Annotated in this window: 22 protein-coding genes; 9 read left to right on the forward strand and 13 right to left on the reverse strand. The window is 56.2% G+C overall.

Translation table 11 applies throughout. The features are described 5' to 3' along the window. Positions 1-70: 70 nt before the first annotated feature. Positions 71-2,152, forward strand: coding sequence for a carboxy terminal-processing peptidase (locus ACI7MX_RS12630; protein ID WP_405587802.1), 2,082 nt, complete (start codon positions 71-73; stop codon positions 2,150-2,152). A 150-nt stretch (positions 2,153-2,302) separates the two neighbouring features. Here the strand turns inward: ACI7MX_RS12630 and ACI7MX_RS12635 are convergent, their stop codons facing one another. The 3 genes from ACI7MX_RS12635 to ACI7MX_RS12645 all read right to left on the reverse strand — a co-directional run bounded on the left by ACI7MX_RS12635 (position 2,303) and on the right by ACI7MX_RS12645 (position 4,165). Continuing rightward, positions 2,303-2,671 (reverse strand): hypothetical protein, encoded by a 369-nt coding sequence (locus ACI7MX_RS12635; protein ID WP_153385960.1) that lies wholly within the window; start codon positions 2,669-2,671, stop codon positions 2,303-2,305. Further along, positions 2,668-3,030: a multiprotein-bridging factor 1 family protein gene (locus ACI7MX_RS12640; protein WP_405587806.1), complete on the reverse strand. Its 363-nt coding sequence runs from the start codon at positions 3,028-3,030 to the stop codon at positions 2,668-2,670. The genes ACI7MX_RS12635 and ACI7MX_RS12640 overlap by 4 nt, the downstream gene beginning before the upstream one ends. A 397-nt stretch (positions 3,031-3,427) precedes the next feature. Further along, positions 3,428-4,165 (reverse strand): FKBP-type peptidyl-prolyl cis-trans isomerase, encoded by a 738-nt coding sequence (locus ACI7MX_RS12645; RefSeq protein WP_314482264.1) that lies wholly within the window; start codon positions 4,163-4,165, stop codon positions 3,428-3,430. A gap of 267 nt (positions 4,166-4,432) precedes the next feature. On the opposite strand from ACI7MX_RS12645, the gene ACI7MX_RS12650 reads away from it, so the two are divergent. Both ACI7MX_RS12650 and ACI7MX_RS12655 read left to right on the forward strand, forming a co-directional pair. Further along, positions 4,433-6,247 (forward strand): di-heme-cytochrome C peroxidase, encoded by a 1,815-nt coding sequence (locus ACI7MX_RS12650; protein WP_405587809.1) that lies wholly within the window; start codon positions 4,433-4,435, stop codon positions 6,245-6,247. 39 nt (positions 6,248-6,286) lie between these two features. Further along, a complete protein-coding gene (locus ACI7MX_RS12655) occupies positions 6,287-7,423 on the forward strand; it encodes a catalase family protein (protein ID WP_405587812.1) in 1,137 nt (378 codons plus the stop codon). A gap of 107 nt (positions 7,424-7,530) precedes the next feature. On the opposite strand, the gene cysB is transcribed toward ACI7MX_RS12655, so the two are convergent. The 4 genes from cysB to ACI7MX_RS12675 all read right to left on the reverse strand — a co-directional run bounded on the left by cysB (position 7,531) and on the right by ACI7MX_RS12675 (position 10,543). Continuing rightward, positions 7,531-8,505 carry an HTH-type transcriptional regulator CysB gene (gene cysB / locus ACI7MX_RS12660; protein ID WP_314482254.1) on the reverse strand — a complete coding sequence of 325 codons (975 nt, stop codon included), beginning with the start codon at positions 8,503-8,505 and terminating at the stop codon, positions 7,531-7,533. Positions 8,506-8,619: 114 nt separating this feature from the next. Next, positions 8,620-9,120: a universal stress protein gene (locus tag ACI7MX_RS12665; RefSeq protein ID WP_314482251.1), complete on the reverse strand. Its 501-nt coding sequence runs from the start codon at positions 9,118-9,120 to the stop codon at positions 8,620-8,622. 94 nt (positions 9,121-9,214) lie between these two features. Next, the gene (locus tag ACI7MX_RS12670) at positions 9,215-10,132 is read right to left on the reverse strand and encodes a 5'-nucleotidase (RefSeq protein WP_314482248.1); all 918 of its coding nucleotides are present in this window, start codon (positions 10,130-10,132) and stop codon (positions 9,215-9,217) included. A 24-nt stretch (positions 10,133-10,156) separates the two neighbouring features. Next, positions 10,157-10,543: a thioredoxin gene (locus ACI7MX_RS12675; RefSeq protein ID WP_314482245.1), complete on the reverse strand. Its 387-nt coding sequence runs from the start codon at positions 10,541-10,543 to the stop codon at positions 10,157-10,159. Between ACI7MX_RS12675 and ACI7MX_RS12680 the strand changes: the two genes are divergently transcribed. Together ACI7MX_RS12680 and ACI7MX_RS12685 are read left to right on the forward strand one after the other, a co-directional pair. Continuing rightward, complete coding sequence (locus tag ACI7MX_RS12680) at positions 10,542-10,985, forward strand: PilZ domain-containing protein (RefSeq protein WP_314482242.1); 444 nt, start codon at positions 10,542-10,544, stop codon at positions 10,983-10,985. The genes ACI7MX_RS12675 and ACI7MX_RS12680 overlap by 2 nt on opposite strands. A 131-nt stretch (positions 10,986-11,116) precedes the next feature. Then, on the forward strand, positions 11,117-12,193 hold the full coding sequence (locus tag ACI7MX_RS12685) for a 3-deoxy-7-phosphoheptulonate synthase (RefSeq protein ID WP_122784572.1): 1,077 nt from the start codon (positions 11,117-11,119) through the stop codon (positions 12,191-12,193). 60 nt (positions 12,194-12,253) lie between these two features. Here the strand turns inward: ACI7MX_RS12685 and ACI7MX_RS12690 are convergent, their stop codons facing one another. Next, positions 12,254-12,535 carry a GNAT family N-acetyltransferase gene (locus ACI7MX_RS12690; protein WP_405587819.1) on the reverse strand — a complete coding sequence of 94 codons (282 nt, stop codon included), beginning with the start codon at positions 12,533-12,535 and terminating at the stop codon, positions 12,254-12,256. A gap of 416 nt (positions 12,536-12,951) precedes the next feature. Between ACI7MX_RS12690 and oprI the strand changes: the two genes are divergently transcribed. Next, entirely contained in the window at positions 12,952-13,203 is a 252-nt protein-coding gene (gene oprI, locus ACI7MX_RS12695; RefSeq protein WP_003172710.1) for an outer membrane lipoprotei OprI, read from the forward strand. 123 nt (positions 13,204-13,326) lie between these two features. Here the strand turns inward: oprI and ACI7MX_RS12700 are convergent, their stop codons facing one another. The 3 genes from ACI7MX_RS12700 to ACI7MX_RS12710 form a co-directional block, all read right to left on the reverse strand. Then, positions 13,327-14,340 (reverse strand): L,D-transpeptidase family protein, encoded by a 1,014-nt coding sequence (locus tag ACI7MX_RS12700; protein WP_405587824.1) that lies wholly within the window; start codon positions 14,338-14,340, stop codon positions 13,327-13,329. Positions 14,341-14,435: 95 nt separating this feature from the next. Continuing rightward, positions 14,436-14,729 (reverse strand): hypothetical protein, encoded by a 294-nt coding sequence (locus tag ACI7MX_RS12705; RefSeq protein WP_003446817.1) that lies wholly within the window; start codon positions 14,727-14,729, stop codon positions 14,436-14,438. 58 nt (positions 14,730-14,787) lie between these two features. Then, positions 14,788-15,393 (reverse strand): arylesterase, encoded by a 606-nt coding sequence (locus tag ACI7MX_RS12710; protein WP_405587827.1) that lies wholly within the window; start codon positions 15,391-15,393, stop codon positions 14,788-14,790. Between the two features lie 10 nt (positions 15,394-15,403). Here ACI7MX_RS12710 and ACI7MX_RS12715 point away from each other — a divergent pair, with 10 nt between their 5' ends. The 3 genes from ACI7MX_RS12715 to greB are packed head-to-tail and all read left to right on the forward strand — an operon-like array spanning position 15,404 to position 19,123. Further along, complete coding sequence (locus tag ACI7MX_RS12715) at positions 15,404-16,087, forward strand: ABC transporter ATP-binding protein (RefSeq protein ID WP_314482232.1); 684 nt, start codon at positions 15,404-15,406, stop codon at positions 16,085-16,087. Then, complete coding sequence (locus ACI7MX_RS12720) at positions 16,087-18,591, forward strand: ABC transporter permease (protein WP_405587831.1); 2,505 nt, start codon at positions 16,087-16,089, stop codon at positions 18,589-18,591. The genes ACI7MX_RS12715 and ACI7MX_RS12720 overlap by 1 nt, the downstream gene beginning before the upstream one ends. A gap of 34 nt (positions 18,592-18,625) precedes the next feature. Then, positions 18,626-19,123: a transcription elongation factor GreB gene (greB, locus tag ACI7MX_RS12725; RefSeq protein ID WP_314482225.1), complete on the forward strand. Its 498-nt coding sequence runs from the start codon at positions 18,626-18,628 to the stop codon at positions 19,121-19,123. Between the two features lie 5 nt (positions 19,124-19,128). On the opposite strand, the gene ACI7MX_RS12730 is transcribed toward greB, so the two are convergent. Continuing rightward, the gene (locus tag ACI7MX_RS12730) at positions 19,129-19,437 is read right to left on the reverse strand and encodes a class I SAM-dependent methyltransferase (RefSeq protein WP_314482222.1); all 309 of its coding nucleotides are present in this window, start codon (positions 19,435-19,437) and stop codon (positions 19,129-19,131) included. A 241-nt stretch (positions 19,438-19,678) separates the two neighbouring features. Beyond that, the gene (locus ACI7MX_RS12735; RefSeq protein ID WP_314482219.1) at positions 19,679-20,113 is read right to left on the reverse strand and encodes a DoxX family protein; all 435 of its coding nucleotides are present in this window, start codon (positions 20,111-20,113) and stop codon (positions 19,679-19,681) included. Between the last annotated feature and the right edge of the window lie 73 nt (positions 20,114-20,186).

Raw genomic sequence — 20,186 nt, forward strand, 5'->3', positions numbered from 1 at the left:
TCCTTGATGGAACCGGCGACTTCAAAGACGGCCTAATATGCGTTATCAATTGCCCCCGCGTCGAATCAGCATGAAGCATTTATTCCCTAGCACCGCACTTGCCCTCTTCATTGGCCTAGGCGTTTTGCCGTTTTCGGCTAATTCGTTCGCCGCTAACAGTTGGGATAACCTTCAGCCCGATCGTGATGAGGTGATTGCCAGTCTTAACGTCGTTGAGCTGCTCAAGCGCCATCATTACAGCAAGCCCCCACTGGATGACGCGCGCTCCGCCATCATCTATGACAGCTACTTGAAACTGCTTGATCCTTCGCGCAGTTACTTCCTGGCCAGCGATATTGCCGAATTCGACAAATGGAAATTCCAGTTTGACGACTTCCTCAAAAGTGGCGACCTCAACCCCGGCTTCATCATCTACAAGCGCTATCTGGACCGGGTCAAATCGCGTCTGGACTTCACCCTTGCAGAGCTGAACAAAGGCATTGACTCGTTCGATTTTACGGCCAAGGAAACCCTGGAGATCGACCGCAAGGACGCTCCATGGCTCACCAGTGAAGCCCAACTCAACGACCTGTGGCGCAAGCGCATCAAAGATGAAGTGCTGCGCCTGAAAATCGCTGGCAAAGAGCCTGCGAACATTCAGGAGTTGCTGACTAAGCGCTACAAGAACCAACTCTCGCGTCTTGATCAAACCCGCAGCGAAGATATCTTCCAGGCCTATATCAACACCTTCGCCATGTCTTACGATCCGCACACCAACTATCTGTCGCCAGATAACGCGGAGAACTTCGACATCAACATGAGCCTGTCGCTGGAAGGCATTGGCGCTGTGTTGCAGAGCGATAATGACCAGGTCAAGGTGGTGCGACTGGTGCCCGCAGGGCCAGCCGACAAGACCAAGCAGGTGGCCCCGGCTGACAAGATCATCGGCGTTGCCCAAGGCGACAAAGAGATGGTCGACGTCATCGGCTGGCGTCTGGACGAAGTCGTCAAATTGATTCGTGGGCCTAAGGGCTCCGTGGTGCGCCTGGAAATCATCCCGGCGAGCAACGCGCCGAATGACCAGACCAGCAAGATCGTGTCCATCACCCGCGAAGCGGTGAAGCTTGAAGAGCAGGCGGCGAAAAAGTCGATCCTTAACCTCAAGCAGGATGGCAAGAACTACAAACTGGGCGTGATTGAAATTCCAGCGTTCTACCTGGACTTCAAAGCGTTCCGTGCTGGCGATCCCAACTACAAGAGCACCACTCGCGACGTTAAAAAACTGCTGACCGAATTGCAGAAAGAAAAAGTCGATGGCGTGATTATCGACCTGCGCAACAACGGTGGCGGTTCGCTGCAAGAAGCGACTGAGCTGACCAGTCTGTTTATCGACAAGGGCCCGACCGTGCTGGTGCGTAATGCAGACGGCAAAGTCGATGTGCTTGAAGATGAAAACCCGGGCGCGTTTTATAAAGGCCCGATGGCGTTGCTGGTCAATCGCTTGTCGGCCTCGGCTTCAGAGATTTTTGCCGGTGCAATGCAGGACTACCACCGCGCATTGATTATCGGTGGCCAGACGTTCGGCAAAGGGACGGTGCAAACCATCCAGCCCCTGAACCATGGCGAGCTGAAGCTGACACTGGCCAAGTTCTATCGGGTTTCTGGCCAGAGCACCCAACATCAGGGCGTTCTGCCTGACGTCGCCTTCCCGTCGATTATCGACACCAAGGAAATCGGCGAAAGTGCGCTGCCTGAGGCCATGCCGTGGGACACCATTCGCCCCGCGATCAGGCCTGCAGCTGATCCGTTCAAGCCCTTTATCGATCAACTCAAAGCTGAGCACGATGCACGAGTGGCTAAAGATGCCGAGTTCATCTTCATCCGCGACAAGCTGGCCCTGGCCGAAAAATTGATGGCCGAAAAAACGGTCAGCCTGAACGAAGCCGAACGTCGCGCCCAACATGCAGACATTGACGCCAAGCAGTTGGTGATGGAGAACGCCCGCCGTCAGGCCAAAGGCGAAGCACCGCTCAAGGAAATGAAAAAAGAAGACGAAGATGCATTGCCGGTCGAGCCTGAAAAGACCAAACCGGAAGATGACGCCTACCTGAGTGAGACCGGGCGCATTCTGCTGGACTACCTCAAGCTGACGTCACAAGTCGCCAAGAAGTAAAAAAGCCAACGTCACGTTGTAAAAAAGGCGGGCCGTGTCATGCGGCCCGCCTTTTTTATGGGTAAAACGTGGCTGACGCACGCATCAGGGGCTTTGAAACACGTTGCGTGCAACCCCAAAACTGAAGCGTGTCCTCAGCTGTCACAACCTTCAGGCTTCCTCGGTTTCATAGGCGAACTCGAATACCCGCACCACCTCTGAGGCATGCCATGAAGCTGCGGCGACACCGTCCGGAGGCCCACTAAAACGACCAAGTCGTTCTACACACTCAAAAAACCCGGTGCGCGGCAAACGGCTAGCCCCCTGACTGATGACCAGCGAACTGCGCAATGGCTGATCCGCTTTAACATCCATCGCAGCCAGATGCTCCAATGCAGCGGTCAGCGTGAGCATGGCCGGGCTAGGCAATTGCAACCGTTCCAGCAGTGCTCGATACGTCAACAGATGGCGCTGTCGACGCGCTTGATCCAGCTCAGCCAGTAACCCATCCCAGTGTTGGCGACTGATGCGTACGTTCATTTTCCTTCCCTCCAGCCTGGTAAACCCAGCTCCCAGGCCAAGCTACGACGAATGGCAAGGTCGGGCAGACGCTCACCGGCTTCGATCATTTCCAGATAAGAAGGGCTAATGCCTACAGTGCGTGCCAGCGCTTCAAGGGCCAGACCCTTGGTCTCACGCAAACCCCGCAACTGATCGAGCCCTGGTGGCATCTGAGCAGGCTCATCAGATGTTGATCGCTCGGCATCAGGGGCGTGCAACACTTCGCTGGCAGCTGGTAAATCCTGAACACCTGCAGCCTTGAGCAGCGCCTGATAGCTTTCCCATGACAAAACCGCGTATTCGGGTTCGCTATTACGTTTGATAACTTGCAGATCCATTACTAAACCCCGTCAGAATTTTAAGCAAATTGAGTCGGAACTTTCCCTAGAAGCTTAATCCTATCAGTCGCCAAGGTCTCTGGGGTTTTTGATGTGAAACGCAAGTTTCATACTGAAACGGTAAAAACAGGGTGATGACAGGTAAATGTTATCCACACAAATTGTGGATAACCTTGTGAACAGAGCAGATTTTTACGGCTGAAAGGCACGTTCTGTAAGGGCTGCGCTCAAATCGGGCATTTTTTACACACATAAAAAAACCCATAAATTCATTGACTTGCCAGTCAACAACCACTAAGTGCGGGACATTGCACCCCGCCTTCAGAGAAATGGGCCATAAAATCGGCACACATAAAAACGCCCCGTCGAGACGGGGCGTCAGGGGTACGTAAACGACTTACTGGGCAGCAGCTTCTGGAGCAGCAGCGTCTTGCTCAGCTTTTGCAGGGTCTTTGATACCCAGCAGCTCCAGATCGAATACCAGCACCGAGTTGGCCGGGATCGACGGGCTTGGGCTTTGGGCGCCATAAGCCAGCTCGCTAGGGATGTACAGCTTGTACTTTTCACCCACATGCATCAGTTGCAGACCTTCAACCCAACCCGGAATCACACCGCTAACTGGCAGGTCTATCGGGCTGCCGCGCTCAACCGAGCTGTCGAATACCTTGCCATCGATCAGCTTGCCTTCGTAGTGAACGGTCACCACGTCAGTGGCTTTTGGCTGAGGGCCATCGGCTTTTTTGATCACTTCGTATTGCAGGCCCGAAGCCGTGGTAACAACACCGGCTTTCTTGGCATTTTCTTCGAGGAATTTTTTGCCTGCAGTAGAGGCTTCTTCGCTCATTTTGGTCAAACGCTCTTCAGCACGCTTTTGCAGCGCTGCGAAAGCTTCGATCAGTTCGTCATCTTTCAGTTTTTGTTCTTTCTTGCCCACGGCATCTTCGATACCCAGAGCAACAGCTTTGGAGTCCAGATCGTCCATGCCTTCTTGAGCCAGGCTTTTACCCATGTTCAGGCCAATGCCGTAAGAGGCTTTTTGCGCCGGGGTTTTCAGCTCTACGCTGGTCTGCGAATCACAACCCGCCAGTACCAGACTTACCAGGGCAACAGCTGCCGCCAACCGATGCTGTTTCATGCTATTTCCTTGTTCATGCGCCAAATGGGCAATCGAGTAAAGCCGCGAGCTTATCAGGCGGCCGCGACCAATGGCTACCGGCATGAGAGCGACAAAGCACAGATAAGTTCATGCCTAAAAGACAATTCATAAATACAGCAACCTTTGCTTACACACCTGACAACCTGTCAAGCCTAGCACTCTTCATGCACAGGTGACTCATGGCTACTTGATGCCAGAAAGAACCTAAGGCATAAGACTGTAAAAATTCTTACATGGAGCGTTACTGTGCGTTTGTTTTACCGTGTTTTGCTATTGCTGTTGGTGGCTCTGAGTGCCCTCGTTGGCCTGATCCTCTATTTCACTGTTCATCCCAAACTGCCCGAATACACAGCGCCCCAGCAGTTGCATTATCTGGATCAATGGAGTGCGGCAGATCGCCAGATTTATTACTACACCCCTCAAGGGACTCAAGTTAAAGGTCTGCGCTACGACTGGTTCACTGCCCTGGAACTGCCGTTCTCTGAGCAACCCTTTGCAGCGCCTGAGTATCTGGCCAGGTTTGGTTTTCTGGTAGATCCACAACAGAAAGCCAGTGCCACCAATCCGGGCAATTTGCCCGTAGGTTTTACACGCCATCAAAATCCAGGCAGCCACGTTGAGTATCTGGACATCACCTGTGCGGCCTGTCACACCGGCGAACTGCGCTACAAGGGCCAGGCCCTGCGTATCGACGGCGCCCCCGCTCAACATGTGCTTCCCTCCAGCGTGCCGACCTTGCGCGGAGGCAGCTTTGGCCAGGCATTGGTGGCCAGTCTGGCCGCAACGTATTACAACCCGTGGAAGTTCGAGCGCTTCGCGCGCCAAGTACTGGGCGACAACTACGAAAAGCAACACGCACAGTTGCGCGCTGAGTTCAAAGCTTCACTGAACACCTTTCTCGCAGTGGCCTGGAACGACACCCATCGCGGGCTGTACCCGACCCTCGAAGGACCCGGTCGGACCGATGCATTCGGCCGTATCGCCAATGCCAGCTTTGGTGACGCCATTACCCCGGACAACTATCGCGTCGCCAACGCCCCGGTTGATTATCCACACCTGTGGGACATGTGGACATTTGACTGGGTGCAATGGAACGCGTCCGCCAAACAGCCGATGGCCCGCAATATCGGGGAAGCGTTGGGGGTGGGTGCCACCCTCAATTTTTTCGACAGCCACGGTCAGCCCCTGCAAGGCGACGCACGCTACCCTTCCAGCGTTCGAGTGCATGATTTGCACCTCATCGAAGAAACCTTGCAAAGGCTCAAACCGCCGGTTTGGCCAGAAACACTCTTCGGTCAGATAGACCGCCCGCTGGCCGCAAAAGGCCGCGCCCTCTTCGCGCAGAACTGCGCCGCGTGTCACGTGCCGCCCGTCAAAGACGAAAACGGCCGCCAGGTCCAACAGCTACGAGTCATTCCGTTGCAGGTGATTGGCACAGACCCTAACAGCGGGAACAATATTGCCGACAACCGTTATGACGTCAGTGCCTTGCAATGGGACCCGGTAGAACTGGCAAACCTCAATGTCGATCTGGTTCCCGCCAGCGACGAACCCCTGAACCTGCATTCACTGTCAGTGGCCAAAGGCCTTGCCTACATCACCGCCTTTGTTGAAAAGCATGCGTACGCTCAGGCCGGGGTCGATCCGCAAGAGCAAGCACGTCTCAATGGTTATGGCTTGCCTATTGCTGTTCAGGAGGTCCGCGCTTACAAAGCACGTCCTCTGGAGGGCATCTGGGCGACTGCGCCGTTCCTGCACAACGGCTCGGTTCCTACGCTGTATCAACTGCTCTCACCCCAATCCGAGCGGGATGAGACCTTTTACCGCGGCAGTTTTGAATACGACCCGCGCCACCTGGGTTATCGCACCGAAGCGTTTGACGGCGGCTTTGTGCTCGACACGCGAATCAGCGGTAACCACAACAGCGGTCATGAATTCCGCGCCGGACCACTGGGCAACGGCGTGATTGGCCGTCTGCTGCAACCTGAAGAACGCTGGGCATTGCTGGAGTACCTGAAAGTGCTCGGCAGCCCCCTGGAACAACAGTTGCCTTCTCTATGAATGGCCTCTCATTATTGTCGTCGCTAAAAGGACACCTGCATGCTCACTAGACTCTGGCTTAAGCTCGGTAGCGGGTTGGGCAAACTGCTGCTCATTCTGATTGCGCTGGGGTTGACCGGCTGGGCGCTGGCCTGCGGCTGGTATGCCTGGCAACACCGCGGCCCGGTGTCTGCTCAAGAAGAAATCCCGGCGGGCGAAGCCGCCATGACTCAAGACATCCTGCAAACAGCCATCAAAATCGTGGATCAACATCGCGATAACACCCGCTACCTACGTGACGCTCATGCCAAAGCGCACGGTTGCGTAAAAGCAGAGGTAGAGGTGCTGCAACACCTTGATCCGGCGCTGCGCCAAGGCGTATTCGCACAGCCTGGCAAAACCTGGCAAGCCGTCATGCGCCTGTCCAATGGCAACGCCTACCCGCAATTTGACAGCCTGCGCGATGCTCGGGGCATGGCGCTTAAATTGCTGGACGTGCCCGGTACTCAGCTTATGCCGAGCCAGCAAGGGCGCAGCGAGCAGGACTTTGTGATGTTCAACCATCCCAACTTCTTTGTCAGCGATGTTGCCGAATACCGCCAGAACATCGGCGCGCAAGCTGACGGCCAGAAAGTGATGGCGTTCTTCCCGTCCTCGGACCCTCGCAGCTGGCAGATCCGCCACCTGTTTATCGCGTTGGCCACACTGGCGCCGGCCCCGGCAAGTCCGACCCAAATCACTTACTTTTCGGTCTCGCCCTACAAGTTTGGTGCAGCCAATGCTAAATACCGTGTGGCCCCTGACCCTGACAGCTGCCCCGCCTACACCCTGCCCGCTCAAAATGAAGCATTGCCCAACTTCTTGCGCAGCGCATTGAGCCAGCAGCTCTCAAGGGATCGCGTGCCGGCCTGTTTTGTGCTGCAAATTCAGCGGCAGAATGCCAACCGCTTCATGCCGATTGAAGACACCAGCATCGAGTGGAAAGAGTCGGACGCACCGTTTGAAACGGTGGCCAAGGTTACGATTCCCGCCCAAGACTTCGACACCCCTCGCGAGAATCTGGCGTGTGACAACCTGTCTTTCAACCCTTGGCACGGGATTGAGGAACATCGACCGATTGGCGGCATCAACCGGCTGCGCAAAGCGGTGTATGAGGCGGTCAGCCAGTATCGGCATGCACGAAACGCAGAGCAGTGATGGGAACCTGACCCTGACGTGGGGCGCATAAAAAAGGCTTGCGCCCTCGTGATCATTTCAATGTGTGATCACGTTGACGCAAGCCTGGGTTAAACCCACACGCACCCTCAGTGCACAGGCAGTTCAACCCCTTCGAAGAGCTCTTCAAGCTCTTGTTTGTTATGGCACTGAATCGCTTTGGCCATGACTTCACGGGTCAGGTGGGGCGCAAACTTTTCGATAAAGTCGCACATGAATCCACGCAGGAATGTGCCCCGGCGAAAGCCAATCTTGGTAATGCTCGACTCAAACAGTTCGCTGGCATCCAGCACCACCAGGTCTTTGTCCAGGTTGGTATCGACGGCCATCTTGGCCACGATGCCAACGCCCAGTCCCAATCGCACATAGGTCTTGATCACGTCAGCGTCAGCAGCGGTAAAGACCACTTTGGGGGTCAAGCCCCGATGGCTGAAGGCTTCATCCAGCTTGGAGCGCCCCGTAAAACCGAACACATAGGTGACAATCGGGTATTCAGCCAGTGCTTCAAGGGTCAACTTGGGCAACTTGGTCAGCGGGTGGCCTTGCGGGACCACGACGCAACGATTCCAGCGATAGCAGGGCATCATGACCAGATCACCAAACAGCTCCAGCGCTTCTGTAGCGATGGCAAAGTCCACGGTGCCATCTGCGGCCATTTCAGCAATTTGCATCGGTGAGCCTTGATGCATGTGCAAGGCGACATCCGGGTATTGCTTGATGAAATTGCTGATCACCGGCGGCAAGGCATAGCGCGCCTGGGTGTGCGTGGTGGCAATCGACAGGGTGCCTTTTTTCTCGTTGGAAAACTCTTGAGCGATCTGCTTGATGCTTTCGACTTTGCGCAAGATCTCACCCGCCGTGGTGATAATCCGCTCCCCCGCGGGGGTGACGCGTGTCAGGTGCTTGCCGCTGCGGGCAAAGACCTCGACGCCCAACTCGTCTTCAAGCAGGCGAATCTGTTTGCTGATACCCGGCTGTGAGGTGTAAAGGCTCTGCGCGGTTGCTGAAACGTTGAGGTCGTGGTGCGCCACTTCCCAGATGTAGCGCAATTGTTGAAGCTTCATATGCATCCCTCAAAGCAGATTGACGCCAAGGGTATCGGCGGCGATATATAACTATATGGAAGGTCAAGAGAATAAATCTAGAACTTTATTATCATTTTATCCATTCCCCGCGCCTTACCTTTCGGAACGGCGCCGCCGATGTAAAAGAGGCACCATATACACGGGCATCTGCGCCAGTTCGATCACCCGCGCGGCTGTACGCCCCAAGTGAGTGATAGCCCCCGTCGGCTGGCAATGACTGCCGAGCACTAACAAGTCCACTTCCAGTTTGAGGGACTGCTCCAGAATGACCTGCGCAGGTTCCCCCTGGAGAACCTTGACGGAGCGAATCAAGGCTAGCTCCTGTTCACCTTCAAGCAAGTCATCGCGAAAACTGTCAAGCACACGCTGCTCTATATTCATGAGCATCGTGTTCATGCCTTGCTGCTGCAATTGATTCAGCGACTGTTCATCGAGGTAGCTTTGCAACACCGACTCTGCAAACAGCCCCATTGGCTCTACCACATGGATGACATACAAATCTGCGCTGAAACTCCGCGCCATACCCAATGCATGCTGCATCACGACCGGCGCGTATATTCCAAGGTCAGTGGCATAGAGTATTGAACGGATCATGCGGCCTCCCCGAATGCCAGAATGGCCGAGACACCATCAGCTTAGCAGCGCCCTCACCACTACGATGACCCACACGATGACTTACACGTTGGGCTCAGTCAGTGGTCAGGCCGGGCGTCTCGTTACTGATGCCGTGAGGCACATGGCCGGTGGCAACGACCTGGCGCGCCCGCTCACAATGACCGGCCTGATCATCAAAAAACACGTCGGCGGCAAACGCCTCCAAAAATGCTGATTTATCCAGCCCTCCCAGGAACAGCGATTCGTCCAGACGAATATCCCAATCACGCAAGGTACGTATCACTCGTTCATGGGCGGGTGCGGAACGCGCAGTGACCAGCGCGGTACGTATCGGGCAGGTGTCGACCGGGAACTCACGTTGCAACAGGTTCAACGCCTCCAGAAAGCCCTTGAACGGGCCGCCTCGCAAAGGGCTGCGAGCGGAATCACGCTCCAGGGATTGAAACGCCTCAAGCCCCCCCGACTGATAGACACGCTCCGATTCATCGGAAAACAGCACCGCATCACCATCGAAGGCAATGCGCAGTTCTGCACTTTCGGCTCGCCGCGCGCCACCGGACAGAATCGTCGCCGCTGCAAAACCGGCGTCCAGCGCACTGCGTACATCATCGGCATGGGTCGATAAAAACAGGTCGCACGCAAAAGCATTCAAATACGGGTGAGGGTTGCGACCACCGGAAAAGGCGGCACGGGAGATGGCCAAGCCGTAATGCTGAATCGAATTGAAAACTCGCAACCCGGTATCGGCACTGTTACGGGACACCAGCACCACTTCAACTCGCTCGCGACCCAGGCTCGCATTGAAACTGAGGAGTTTTTTCACCAGTTCGAAGGCATCACCCGGCTCCAGCACCTCATCTTCATGCTCAATCTGATACTGGCGGTAGGCTTCGATGCCTTGCGTCAGATACACCTGATGGCTGGCGCTCAAATCGAACAACGCCCGAGATGAAATGGCCAGCACCAGCTTGCCTTTTAATCCTTTGCTCATGTCGCCTCCGCACAGTGTGATGTCTCAAGGCAGCTCATCAGGCTCACGCGTCAAGGCTAGGCGGATATGGTGCGCCAGTTCGCCCTCACTCAAACGCGACTTCAACTCACCGTAAAATGCACCGTCATGCACGACAAACAAAGCCGGTAAATGAAAAATCTCATAGCGCTCTACCAAGCCGCCGTTGTTCCCCGCATCAATCCAGCACAACTGATTGATCGGCAACTGCATGTCGGGCAATTGCGTACGTGCCGTTCGACAGTCGCCACAACCCACGCTAGTAAAGACCACCAGCGTGGTGCCGGGCAGCGCCAACAGACGCTGATCCGCATCAAAGTCCGTCAGTTCCATTTCACTCACTATACTTAGAAAAACAATATTGAAATGCTGGCACTCGGAGTGTGCATACATGGGTCGTTTTCTACCTCACCCAGACGATATTCCTGTTGAGATCAAACCCCGTAAACAACCCGCCCTTTCGCGCCACAAACTGCACTCTATCAGCCTTGCTGGCGTTTCATGCAACAGCGACAGAGGCTGGCGTCGCGGCACGGCTGTAGAACTGAGCATGCCGACACTGGGCGAGAACGCCCGATACGCCGGCTATATTGCATGGTGCGAAAAACGTCCCCACGGTTATCGGATCGGCGTTGCTTTTACTGATGACCAAATACTGTTTGGTGCACGAATGGGGGAGCAAGTCTGTCAAATCGAACATTATTGCCGCCTTCAACAACAGTCCCAGAACCCCGAAAATATCGAAACACTGGCCCTGGAATGGATCGGTCATCATGCCGTCGAGTTCTCTCAAGCCACCCTTGATCGAGCACTTGCTCAACCGCTACTGGATTAAAGCGCTGCATGCCCATTGTCGAATAACCGGTTAACGCGTTAAGGTTCGGCTCCCCGATGCGCTCATTCAAGCTGTGTTCCGCCGCACGGGGATCGCTGGCGGCCGGCACCCGTGACCTGACGAGTAACACGATGGCTGATTTACCGATCGACGACCTAAACGTTGCCTCCAACGAAACCCTGATCACCCCTGAGCAGCTCAAGCGCGAGATTCCTCTCAGTGAGACCGCGCTGCAGACTGTGACCAAAGGGCGTGAGGTGATTCGCAACATCCTGGATGGCAAAGACCATCGACTGTTCGTTGTCATCGGGCCATGCTCGATCCACGACCTCAAGGCTGCCCACGAGTATGCCGAGCGCCTCAAGGTGCTGGCGGCTGAGGTCAGCGACACGTTGTATCTGGTGATGCGCGTCTATTTTGAAAAACCGCGTACGACCGTGGGCTGGAAAGGCCTGATCAACGACCCGTACCTGGATGACTCCTTCAAAATTGAAGATGGCCTGCACATAGGGCGTCAACTGTTGCTGGATCTGGCCGAAATGGGCCTGCCAACAGCGACCGAAGCCCTTGATCCGATTTCGCCACAGTACCTGCAAGACCTGATCAGTTGGTCAGCCATTGGCGCACGCACCACCGAGTCGCAAACGCACCGCGAAATGGCCTCCGGCCTGTCTTCGGCAGTGGGCTTCAAGAACGGTACCGACGGCGGCCTGACAGTGGCCATCAACGCCTTGCAATCGGTCTCAAGCCCGCATCGTTTCCTGGGCATCAACCAGGAAGGCGGCGTCTCGATCGTCACCACCAAAGGCAACGCCTACGGGCACGTGGTATTGCGTGGCGGCAACGGCAAGCCCAACTATGACTCGGTCAGCGTGGCCCTGTGTGAGCAAGCACTGAACAAAGCGAAAATCTTGCCGAACATCATGGTCGATTGCAGCCATGCGAACTCAAACAAGGACCCAGCCTTGCAACCGCTGGTGATGGAGAACGTCGCCAACCAGATCGTTGAAGGCAATCAGTCGATTATCGGCCTGATGGTAGAAAGTCACCTGAACTGGGGCTGCCAACCCATTCCTAAAAACCTGGAAGACTTGCAGTATGGCGTCTCGATCACCGATGCCTGCATCGACTGGGCGAGCACAGAGAGCACTTTGCGCAGCATGCACGCCAAGCTCAAGGATGTACTGCCAAAACGTTCGCGCGGCTGATTGGCCGATTACACGCGCACAAAAAACCGGGCTTGGCCCGGTTTTTTTGTGCGTGCTGATTCAGGTATTCGCCTGAGGGCGCTTGTGGCGCTCCATATATCGCTCGACATATGAACACGAAGGGATCACTTCGTAGCCCATTTTATCGGCGTAGTCGAGGGCATGCTCAGTCAAGGCAGCTGCGATACCCCGCCCGCGCAGAGCATTGGGCACAAATGTGCGGTAGATATCCAGCGTCTGCTTACCCAAATCCATGTAGGTCAGGTAAGCGCGGTGACCGTCAACAGTGGTCTCAAACTGGTGACCTGCCTGGTCATGGTGGATAGACAACGCCTCGCTCATCATTGCTCCTTAGCGGGTCTTGAACCGTGACCTCTACATTACTGTTGTTTTTGGGCCGAGGGAACTGCCTGCCATCACATACACCTCGCCTGTGCAAGGCGGGCCGTGCTCAAGAATAGCCGCTCCAAGCGCCGAATCGGGGGACAACAGCGCTTTTTGGCCGATGAAGCTATGACGCAAACCCCCACTTAAAGTCACCTGCTCGGGCTATCATTTTGACTGCGATCAATACTGCGCTGGCTATTTTTCAAGCACAATCGGTTAACGTTAGTCGAAAGGCGTTGATTACCAAAAATTTTTTTTGGTTCTTGCGCTTGGTCAGTTTACTTACTACAAGTAATGGGTAGTATGTACGCCGGCTGTTTCCTCACTTTGAAGGAGCAGCTCCAATTAGAAAGTCCTTGAAGGGGAACACGATGAACAACGTTCTGAAATTCTCTGCTCTGGCATTGGCCGCAGTTCTGGCTACCGGTTGCAGCAGCGTATCTAAAGAAACTGAAGCCCGTCTGACTGCAACTGAAGACGCAGCAGCTCGCTCCCAGGCTCGTGCTGACGAAGCTTACCGTAAAGCTGATGAAGCTCTGGCTGCTGCTCAAAAAGCACAACAGACTGCTGACGAAGCTAACGAGCGCGCTCTGCGTATGCTTGAAAAAGCTAGCCGCAAGTAATAGTCCGTCAGGATTGTTACCAAGCCGGTCCATTTATGGGTCGGCTTTTTTATTGCCGGTAACTAAGCAGGCAATAAAAAACCGCGAGGGTTTAAGCCGTCGCGGTTTTTTTTTACACACTAATTAAGGTATGTAGTCCAATGACTGACCCACGGGTGCCGAGATATCAAAACCCACTTCGGTAGGTACTCCGGTTTCGGCGCGAACAACCTCCCACGCCTTGTCCCGGTCAATCTGGATAGTCTCTTTCAAGTCCGGGCGTTTAAGCACCGCATTCATTACTGCGTTATAGCGTTCGTTCAATTCTTCGAATGAAGCTGCCGACGGCGCGCCTACGGCAACCAGAGAACCATCGCTGACATTCAAGGGTTGATGCAACTCAAGATAGACCTTCCCACCGCTGACACCGATCTTGTAGGGCTCGTTGATAATCCTTACAGGCGTACCGACCGGCACCATGCTCGCCATTTGCAGCACGTTTTTGTTGAACATGCGGAAACAGCCGTGGCTGGTGCCCGTGCCAATGCCGAATTTGGCGTTGGAGCCGTGGATCAGATAACCGGGCATCCCGAGGGTGAATTTAAAAGGCCCAAGGGGGTTGTCCGGGCCTGCCGGGACTACGTTCGGCAAAGGATCGCCATTCTTGGCGTGTTCGGCCTTGATCGACGCAGGCGGCGTCCAGGTCGGGTTGGGCGTTTTAGCCGTAATCCGGGTAGTGCCTACCGGCGACCCCCAACCTTCCCGACCGATTCCCAGAGGGAAGGTGTAGACCACGTCCCTGTCTTTGGGAAAGTAGTACAAGCGGTACTCGGCCAGATTGATCACGATGCCTTCGCGCTTGCCCGGCGGCAAAACAAATTGGGTTGGCAGCACCACGTCGGTCTCTTCACCCTTGTGTTTGACCGGCAGCCAGGCATCCACGCCAGGATTGGCTGCAATCATTTCCGAGTAGCCCAATTCATACTTCTCCCCCAGATCGGCAAAGGAGTCTTCATATTGAGCCTTGATCACCTGCACCTGCCCGACAACATCTTCGCCGGGCGGCGGCAGCGCAAACTCAAGCGCAGAGACGGGGCCGGCAACACACAGTGCGGCAACTGACAGGTAGCGGGTGACCGCAGGTAGGCGCGACAACATCCGGAACATCCTTCGCAAAGCAACGGGGATAAAAAAAGGAGTGTACACCGCGCCCACAGGGTTCGTGAGCCGGCTAAGGCGTCAGTCAGGTAACATCATAGTTCAAAGCGCAGTTCCGGCCAGATAGGCTCTGTGCCGCGACGCTGCGACTCGATGATCGCCCGGCACAGCGGGCAGAGCCGGTGATCCTGAAAGACCTTGCGCGTGACATCCGACCAGCGCGGTTGAGCAGGCAACAGCGAGCCGCATAATGTGCGATCAATGGTGCCGCCCAACTCAAGTTGGCGCGTGACCAGATGCACCCGAACTTCCTGGCAGGCGAACAGATCGAGCTGTTCGTCAGGCTCGATCAGTTGATAGGCATATAAAGACCAGGCAGGACGCGACATCAGGGGCTCCAAATCAGGGGGGCGCCACATTAGCCGAAACACTGCCGCTAGAGAAGCATCAAAGCAGGGGTTTTAGCACCGGCCATACATTATTCAGCAGCTTCTCCTGCGCCGGGACTGCAGGATGCACGCCATCTGCCTGCATCAAATCAGGATGACCACCAACGCCTTCAAGGAAAAACGGCACCAGCGCAAGCTTCTTCTCTTTAGCCAGATCGCTGTACACCTGGGCAAACGCCGTCGTGTAACGAACCCCATAATTGGGCGGTATCTGCATACCTAGCAACAGCACTTTGGCACCGGCGGCCAGAGACTGATCAATCATGCTCGCAAGATTTTGTTTCAATTGCGCCGGTGGTTGGCCACGCAAGCCGTCATTACCACCCAGCTCTACAATCACCACGTCGGGCTTATGAGCTGCAATCAGTGCCGGCAACCGCGCCAACCCGCCCGCACTGGTGTCGCCGCTGATGGATGCATTAACCACTTTGTCGTCATAACCCTGCTGCTTGAGACGCTGCTCAAGCAAAGACACCCACCCAAGACGGGTATCCAGGCCGAAACCCGCGCTGATACTATCGCCAACGATCAAAAGTGTTCCCGCCGTTGCAGACTGAGCTATACACATCAGGGTCAGAGCAGCACTTAAAAACCACACACGCATTGGATTCTCCATGGGCGAAAGTATTCTCACCGCGCAGAACCTTAGCAAAGTGGTTCCTAGCGCGGAAGGCGAGTTAACCATCCTTCATCCCTTGAGCCTAGCGCTGAACAAGGGCGACAGCCTGGCGATTGTTGGCGCATCGGGGTCGGGCAAATCCACATTACTGGGCTTGCTCGCCGGCCTGGACCTGCCCAGCGAAGGCGAAGTCATCCTTGCAGGACGGGCCTTGAGCACGCTGGATGAAGACCAGCGCGCGCGAGTGCGGGCTGAACATGTCGGCTTTGTGTTCCAGTCATTCCAGTTGCTCGACAGCCTCAATGCGCTGGAAAACGTCATGTTGCCGCTGGAGCTGGACGGCCGTAAAGATGCCCGCGCCCATGCTCAGCACCTGCTGGAACGGGTCGGTTTGGGTCAACGCCTGAGTCACTCGCCGCGCCAGTTGTCCGGGGGTGAGCAACAACGAGTGGCTATCGCCCGCGCATTTGCCGCCAACCCCGACGTGCTGTTTGCCGATGAACCCACAGGCAATTTGGACAGCCACACGGGCGAGCGTATTACTGATCTGCTCTTTGAACTGAACAAGGAACGCGGCACCACCCTGGTGCTGGTGACGCACGACGAACGCCTGGCGCATCGTTGCCGGCGCCTGATCCGCCTTGAAGCTGGCCATCTGGTCGGCCCTCTGGAGCCCTGATGGCACGCCTCCCGCTGTTGCGTCTGATCAGCCTCGCCCTGCGCCAACTGCTACGCGACGCCCGCGCAGGAGAGTTACGCGTTCTATTTTTCGCCCTGCTGGTGGCCGTTGCTGCCAGCACTGCTATCGGCTACTTCGGTGCGCGCCTCAATGGCGCCATGCTGTTACGCGCCACCGAATTTCTGGGGGCTGATCTGGTACTGGATGGCAGTACCCCGGCCCGTGCAGAACAAGTGCGCACAGGCCTGGATCTGGGCCTGCAACACGCCCGCGTTGTCGAGTTTTCCAGCGTCATTGCCACTGATAACGGCATTCAACTGTCCAGCATCAAGGCCGCCGATAGCGCTTACCCTTTGCGTGGCGAGTTGAAAAGTGCTGCACAACCTTACGCCGAGGAGCAACCCGGTGGCGGACCAAAACCCGGAGAGGCCTGGGCGGAATCAAGGCTGCTCACGGCACTGGATTTAAAAGTCGGGGATGAGATCGACGTCGGCTCAAAAACCGTGCGTATCACCCGTGTTCTGACCTATGAACCCGACCGCGCCGGCAATATTTACAGCCTCACTCCTCGGGTTCTGATCAATCTTGACGATCTGGCCGCCACGGGCATCGTTCAACCGGGTAGCCGAGTCACTTTTCGCGAACTGTGGCGTGGGGACGCGCCAGCGCTGGAGTCTTATCGACAAACACTTAAACCTGGCCTGGATGCCAACCAGCGTTTGCTCGACGGGCGTGACGGTAACCAGCAAATCGGCGGTGCGCTGGGCAAGGCCGAACGCTACCTGAATATGGCCAGTTTGGTGGCCGTCCTGTTGTCGGGTGTGGCCGTGGCATTATCGGCCACCCGGTTTGCCAATCGACGCTTTGATGCCAGCGCTTTGCTGCGTTGTCTGGGCTTGTCGCGCAGGGAAACCTTGTGGCTATTCACCCTGCAACTCGCCGTGCTTGGGCTACTGGCAAGCGTCGCCGGAGCCCTGCTGGGCTGGTTGGCACAGCTCGGCTTATTCGCAATCCTGCATAACCTGCTACCGTCTGACGTACCCCCCGGCGGCCTGATGCCAGCCCTGGCGGGCATGGGCACAGGGCTTGTCGCCTTGGCCGGCTTCGCCTTGCCGCCGCTGGCTGCACTGGGGCGCGTGCCCCCCTTACGCGTCTTGCGCCGCGACATACTGCCTGTGCCAGCCAGCACCTGGACGGTTTACGGAGCCGCCCTGCTGGCGCTCGGTCTGATCATGTGGCGCATGAGTCTGGATCTGGTGCTGACGTTTGCCCTGCTTGGCGGCGGCGTGATTGCCGCACTGGTGCTCGGCAGCCTTTTATTGTTGGGGCTGCACAGCCTGCGCCGATTATTGGCACGATCGACACTGGCATGGCGACTGGGGTTGGGCCAACTGCTGCGTCAGCCGCTGGCAGCGGCAGGCCAGTCCCTGGCTTTTGGCCTGATCCTGCTGTCGATGGCTTTAATTGCACTGCTGCGCGGCGAACTGCTGGACACGTGGCAAAACCAATTACCCAAAGACGCGCCCAACTATTTTGCCCTGAACATTCTACCGGCCGACAAAGACGCCTTCGGCGCTCGCCTGCACGCGTTACACGCTCAGGCAGCACCGCTTTATCCGGTTGTTCCCGGACGGCTGGTCAGCATTAATGGCGAGCCGGTGCAAGAAATTGTGACGAAGGACTCCAGTGGCGACAAAGCCATCCAGCGCGACTTGAGCCTGACGTGGGCGGCTCAATTGCCCGAGGGCAATACGTTGACGCAGGGCGCTTGGTGGAGTGCACAACCTGAAGGGGATATTCCCGGCGTATCGGTCGAGGCCAAAGTCGCCGAGAGCCTGAAACTGAAGGTGGGCGACCATCTGACCTTTACCGTCGGCGGGGAGAATCGCGAGGCGCAAGTCACCAGTTTGCGCAGCATCAATTGGGACAACTTCCAGCCCAACTTCTTTATGATTTTCCAGCCTGGGACGCTGCAGGACTTGCCCACCACCTACCTCACCAGCTTTTATCTGGCCCCGGGGCATGACAAGGAAATCATCGACCTGTCACGCAGCTTCCCGGCGGTGACCATTCTGCCCATCGAAGCCCTGCTCGCGCAGTTGCGCAGCATCCTGGCCCAAGTAACCATCGCCGTTGAATACGTGCTGCTGTTTGTGTTGGCAGCCGGTCTGGCGGTGCTGTTCTCCGGCCTGCAATCGACCCTGGATGAGCGCATTCGCCAAGGCGCTCTGCTACGCGCCCTAGGGGCAGAACGGCAATTATTGGTCAAAGCCCGCCGCATCGAGTTCGGCTTGCTGGGCGCGACCAGCGGTTTACTGGCAGCCCTGGGCACTGAACTGGTGAGTCTGGTCTTGTACCGCTTTGCGTTCGACCTGCCGTGGCATCCCCACCCGTGGCTTTTGTTACTACCGGTTGTGGGTGCGCTCATGGTCGGCGCCGCCGGGGTATTTGGCACCCGCCGAGCGCTCAATGCCAGCCCGCTGACAGTATTGCGCGAGGGCTGATAGACTCGCGCCCTTCTCTGCCAACGGATTGCCCATGAGCCGCTATCGCCCTCCTCGCCCTGCCGGCACCGCGCTCATCACCCCTGAAGGTGAAGCGCGGATGCGCGCCGAGTTACACGAGTTGTGGCATGTGCGCAGACCACAAGTGACTCAGTCCGTCAGTGAAGCAGCGGCACAAGGCGATCGCTCGGAAAATGCCGAATACACCTACGGCAAAAAAATGCTGCGCGAAATTGACAGTCGCGTGCGCTTTCTGACCAAACGTCTGGAGAGTCTCAAGGTTGTCAGCGAGAAGCCCAGCGATCCGAACAAAGTGTATTTCGGCGCATGGGTCACGATTGAGGATGAAACAGGTAAACAATCACGCTACCGCATCGTTGGCCCTGATGAGCTTGACCTCAAGCAGGGACTCATCAGCATCGACTCCCCGCTGGCACGGGCCTTGATCGGCAAAGCCCTGGATGCAGAGGTACAGGTGCAAACGCCCACCGGTGAGCAATGGGTGTATATCGTTGCGATTGAGTACCCGTAGCGCCGTTAGCGTAAAGCAATCAAGCCCTGACGCGAGACCCGGATCAAGTTGCGGATAACGACTTCGGCATCTTCGGCACAGGGCGATTGAATAACCGCCAGATCAAAGCTGTCACTGGCAAAACGCGCCAGTTCGTCACGCTCTTCCACAAACTGAATCAAGAAGGCCGAAGCTCGACCCTTGCGACGCGGCCAGCCGTCCAACCAACGCAACAGCGTAGGTTGATGCTTACCGCCCAGAAGGATTTTTGGATTGCGCAGGTCCGAGTTGGCAGTGACAGGCGCCAGGCTTACAACAGGACGTGGTTGACTCATGTTTCGGTTCTCCGCCTCAAGATTCTGCGTGGCAGGTGAGAGGCAACACCGAACCAGCGCTTTAGCGGTATTTCGAGGTTTGCTGCAAACCTCTTAGAAAGTCTAGTGACCCTCTGGCGCCCCGCAAGTAGCTGTTTAAATCGGCGCAAGAAAACATCCTAGATAAACCCCCTTGCAGCTGTCAAGAATCTCGTACAACGAAAAAGGCCCGTACTAGGGCCTTAGCAGTGTGTGCTCACGTTTACCGGGCGATGGCGCGATCAAACGACAGTTTGCCCGCCCCTTCGATCAGCACCGCAAGCGTGCCGCCCAACAGGGCCAAGGCAAACTCATAGCCGTTATTGGCCATAAACAAGCCGTTATGGATATGCACCGAGAAGATCGCTACAAGTAATGTGAACGACAAACCCAGCGCTGCTGGGCGGGCCAGTAAACCAACGATCAAGGCCAACCCGCCAAAGAACTCCGTGCCGCCCGACAACAGCGCCATTAGCGTGCCCGGCGCCAGGCCAATGCTTTCCATCCATTGAGCCGTACCCGCCAGACCGCCCCCACCCAACCAGCCGAATAGTTTTTGCGAGCCGTGAGCGGCGAAGATGATGCCGACAAAAATCCGCAAAAGGGTCAAGCCATAACCTGCACGCGTGCTCAGTAGGATCTGGATGAATTTGCTCATGGTGAAGTCCTTTGACTATTCAGGTGGGAATGGCGCCATATTAATCAGTTTTTAAAATGTTAAAAGCGGGATA

Source organism: Pseudomonas sp. 2024-210, from assembly GCF_045062345.1.
GTDB lineage: Bacteria > Pseudomonadota > Gammaproteobacteria > Pseudomonadales > Pseudomonadaceae > Aquipseudomonas.

What these genes read in the sequence shown, in the direction of transcription:
- ACI7MX_RS12715 (WP_314482232.1), top strand. Translation starts at nt 15,404, where the DNA reads ATGGGCGAAAGTATTCTCACCGCGCAGAACCTTAGCAAAGTGGTTCCT.
- ACI7MX_RS12675 (WP_314482245.1), bottom strand. Translation starts at nt 10,543, where the DNA reads ATGTATGCACACTCCGAGTGCCAGCATTTCAATATTGTTTTTCTAAGT.
- ACI7MX_RS12645 (WP_314482264.1), bottom strand. Translation starts at nt 4,165, where the DNA reads ATGAAACAGCATCGGTTGGCGGCAGCTGTTGCCCTGGTAAGTCTGGTA.
- ACI7MX_RS12710 (WP_405587827.1), bottom strand. Translation starts at nt 15,393, where the DNA reads ATGCGTGTGTGGTTTTTAAGTGCTGCTCTGACCCTGATGTGTATAGCT.
- ACI7MX_RS12655 (WP_405587812.1), top strand. Translation starts at nt 6,287, where the DNA reads ATGCTCACTAGACTCTGGCTTAAGCTCGGTAGCGGGTTGGGCAAACTG.
- ACI7MX_RS12640 (WP_405587806.1), bottom strand. Translation starts at nt 3,030, where the DNA reads ATGGATCTGCAAGTTATCAAACGTAATAGCGAACCCGAATACGCGGTT.
- oprI (WP_003172710.1), top strand. Translation starts at nt 12,952, where the DNA reads ATGAACAACGTTCTGAAATTCTCTGCTCTGGCATTGGCCGCAGTTCTG.
- ACI7MX_RS12665 (WP_314482251.1), bottom strand. Translation starts at nt 9,120, where the DNA reads ATGATCCGTTCAATACTCTATGCCACTGACCTTGGAATATACGCGCCG.
- ACI7MX_RS12735 (WP_314482219.1), bottom strand. Translation starts at nt 20,113, where the DNA reads ATGAGCAAATTCATCCAGATCCTACTGAGCACGCGTGCAGGTTATGGC.
- ACI7MX_RS12690 (WP_405587819.1), bottom strand. Translation starts at nt 12,535, where the DNA reads ATGAGCGAGGCGTTGTCTATCCACCATGACCAGGCAGGTCACCAGTTT.
- cysB (WP_314482254.1), bottom strand. Translation starts at nt 8,505, where the DNA reads ATGAAGCTTCAACAATTGCGCTACATCTGGGAAGTGGCGCACCACGAC.
- ACI7MX_RS12680 (WP_314482242.1), top strand. Translation starts at nt 10,542, where the DNA reads ATGGGTCGTTTTCTACCTCACCCAGACGATATTCCTGTTGAGATCAAA.
- ACI7MX_RS12635 (WP_153385960.1), bottom strand. Translation starts at nt 2,671, where the DNA reads ATGAACGTACGCATCAGTCGCCAACACTGGGATGGGTTACTGGCTGAG.
- ACI7MX_RS12705 (WP_003446817.1), bottom strand. Translation starts at nt 14,729, where the DNA reads ATGTCGCGTCCTGCCTGGTCTTTATATGCCTATCAACTGATCGAGCCT.
- ACI7MX_RS12685 (WP_122784572.1), top strand. Translation starts at nt 11,117, where the DNA reads ATGGCTGATTTACCGATCGACGACCTAAACGTTGCCTCCAACGAAACC.
- ACI7MX_RS12670 (WP_314482248.1), bottom strand. Translation starts at nt 10,132, where the DNA reads ATGAGCAAAGGATTAAAAGGCAAGCTGGTGCTGGCCATTTCATCTCGG.
- ACI7MX_RS12720 (WP_405587831.1), top strand. Translation starts at nt 16,087, where the DNA reads ATGGCACGCCTCCCGCTGTTGCGTCTGATCAGCCTCGCCCTGCGCCAA.
- ACI7MX_RS12630 (WP_405587802.1), top strand. Translation starts at nt 71, where the DNA reads ATGAAGCATTTATTCCCTAGCACCGCACTTGCCCTCTTCATTGGCCTA.
- ACI7MX_RS12700 (WP_405587824.1), bottom strand. Translation starts at nt 14,340, where the DNA reads ATGTTGTCGCGCCTACCTGCGGTCACCCGCTACCTGTCAGTTGCCGCA.
- greB (WP_314482225.1), top strand. Translation starts at nt 18,626, where the DNA reads ATGAGCCGCTATCGCCCTCCTCGCCCTGCCGGCACCGCGCTCATCACC.
- ACI7MX_RS12730 (WP_314482222.1), bottom strand. Translation starts at nt 19,437, where the DNA reads ATGAGTCAACCACGTCCTGTTGTAAGCCTGGCGCCTGTCACTGCCAAC.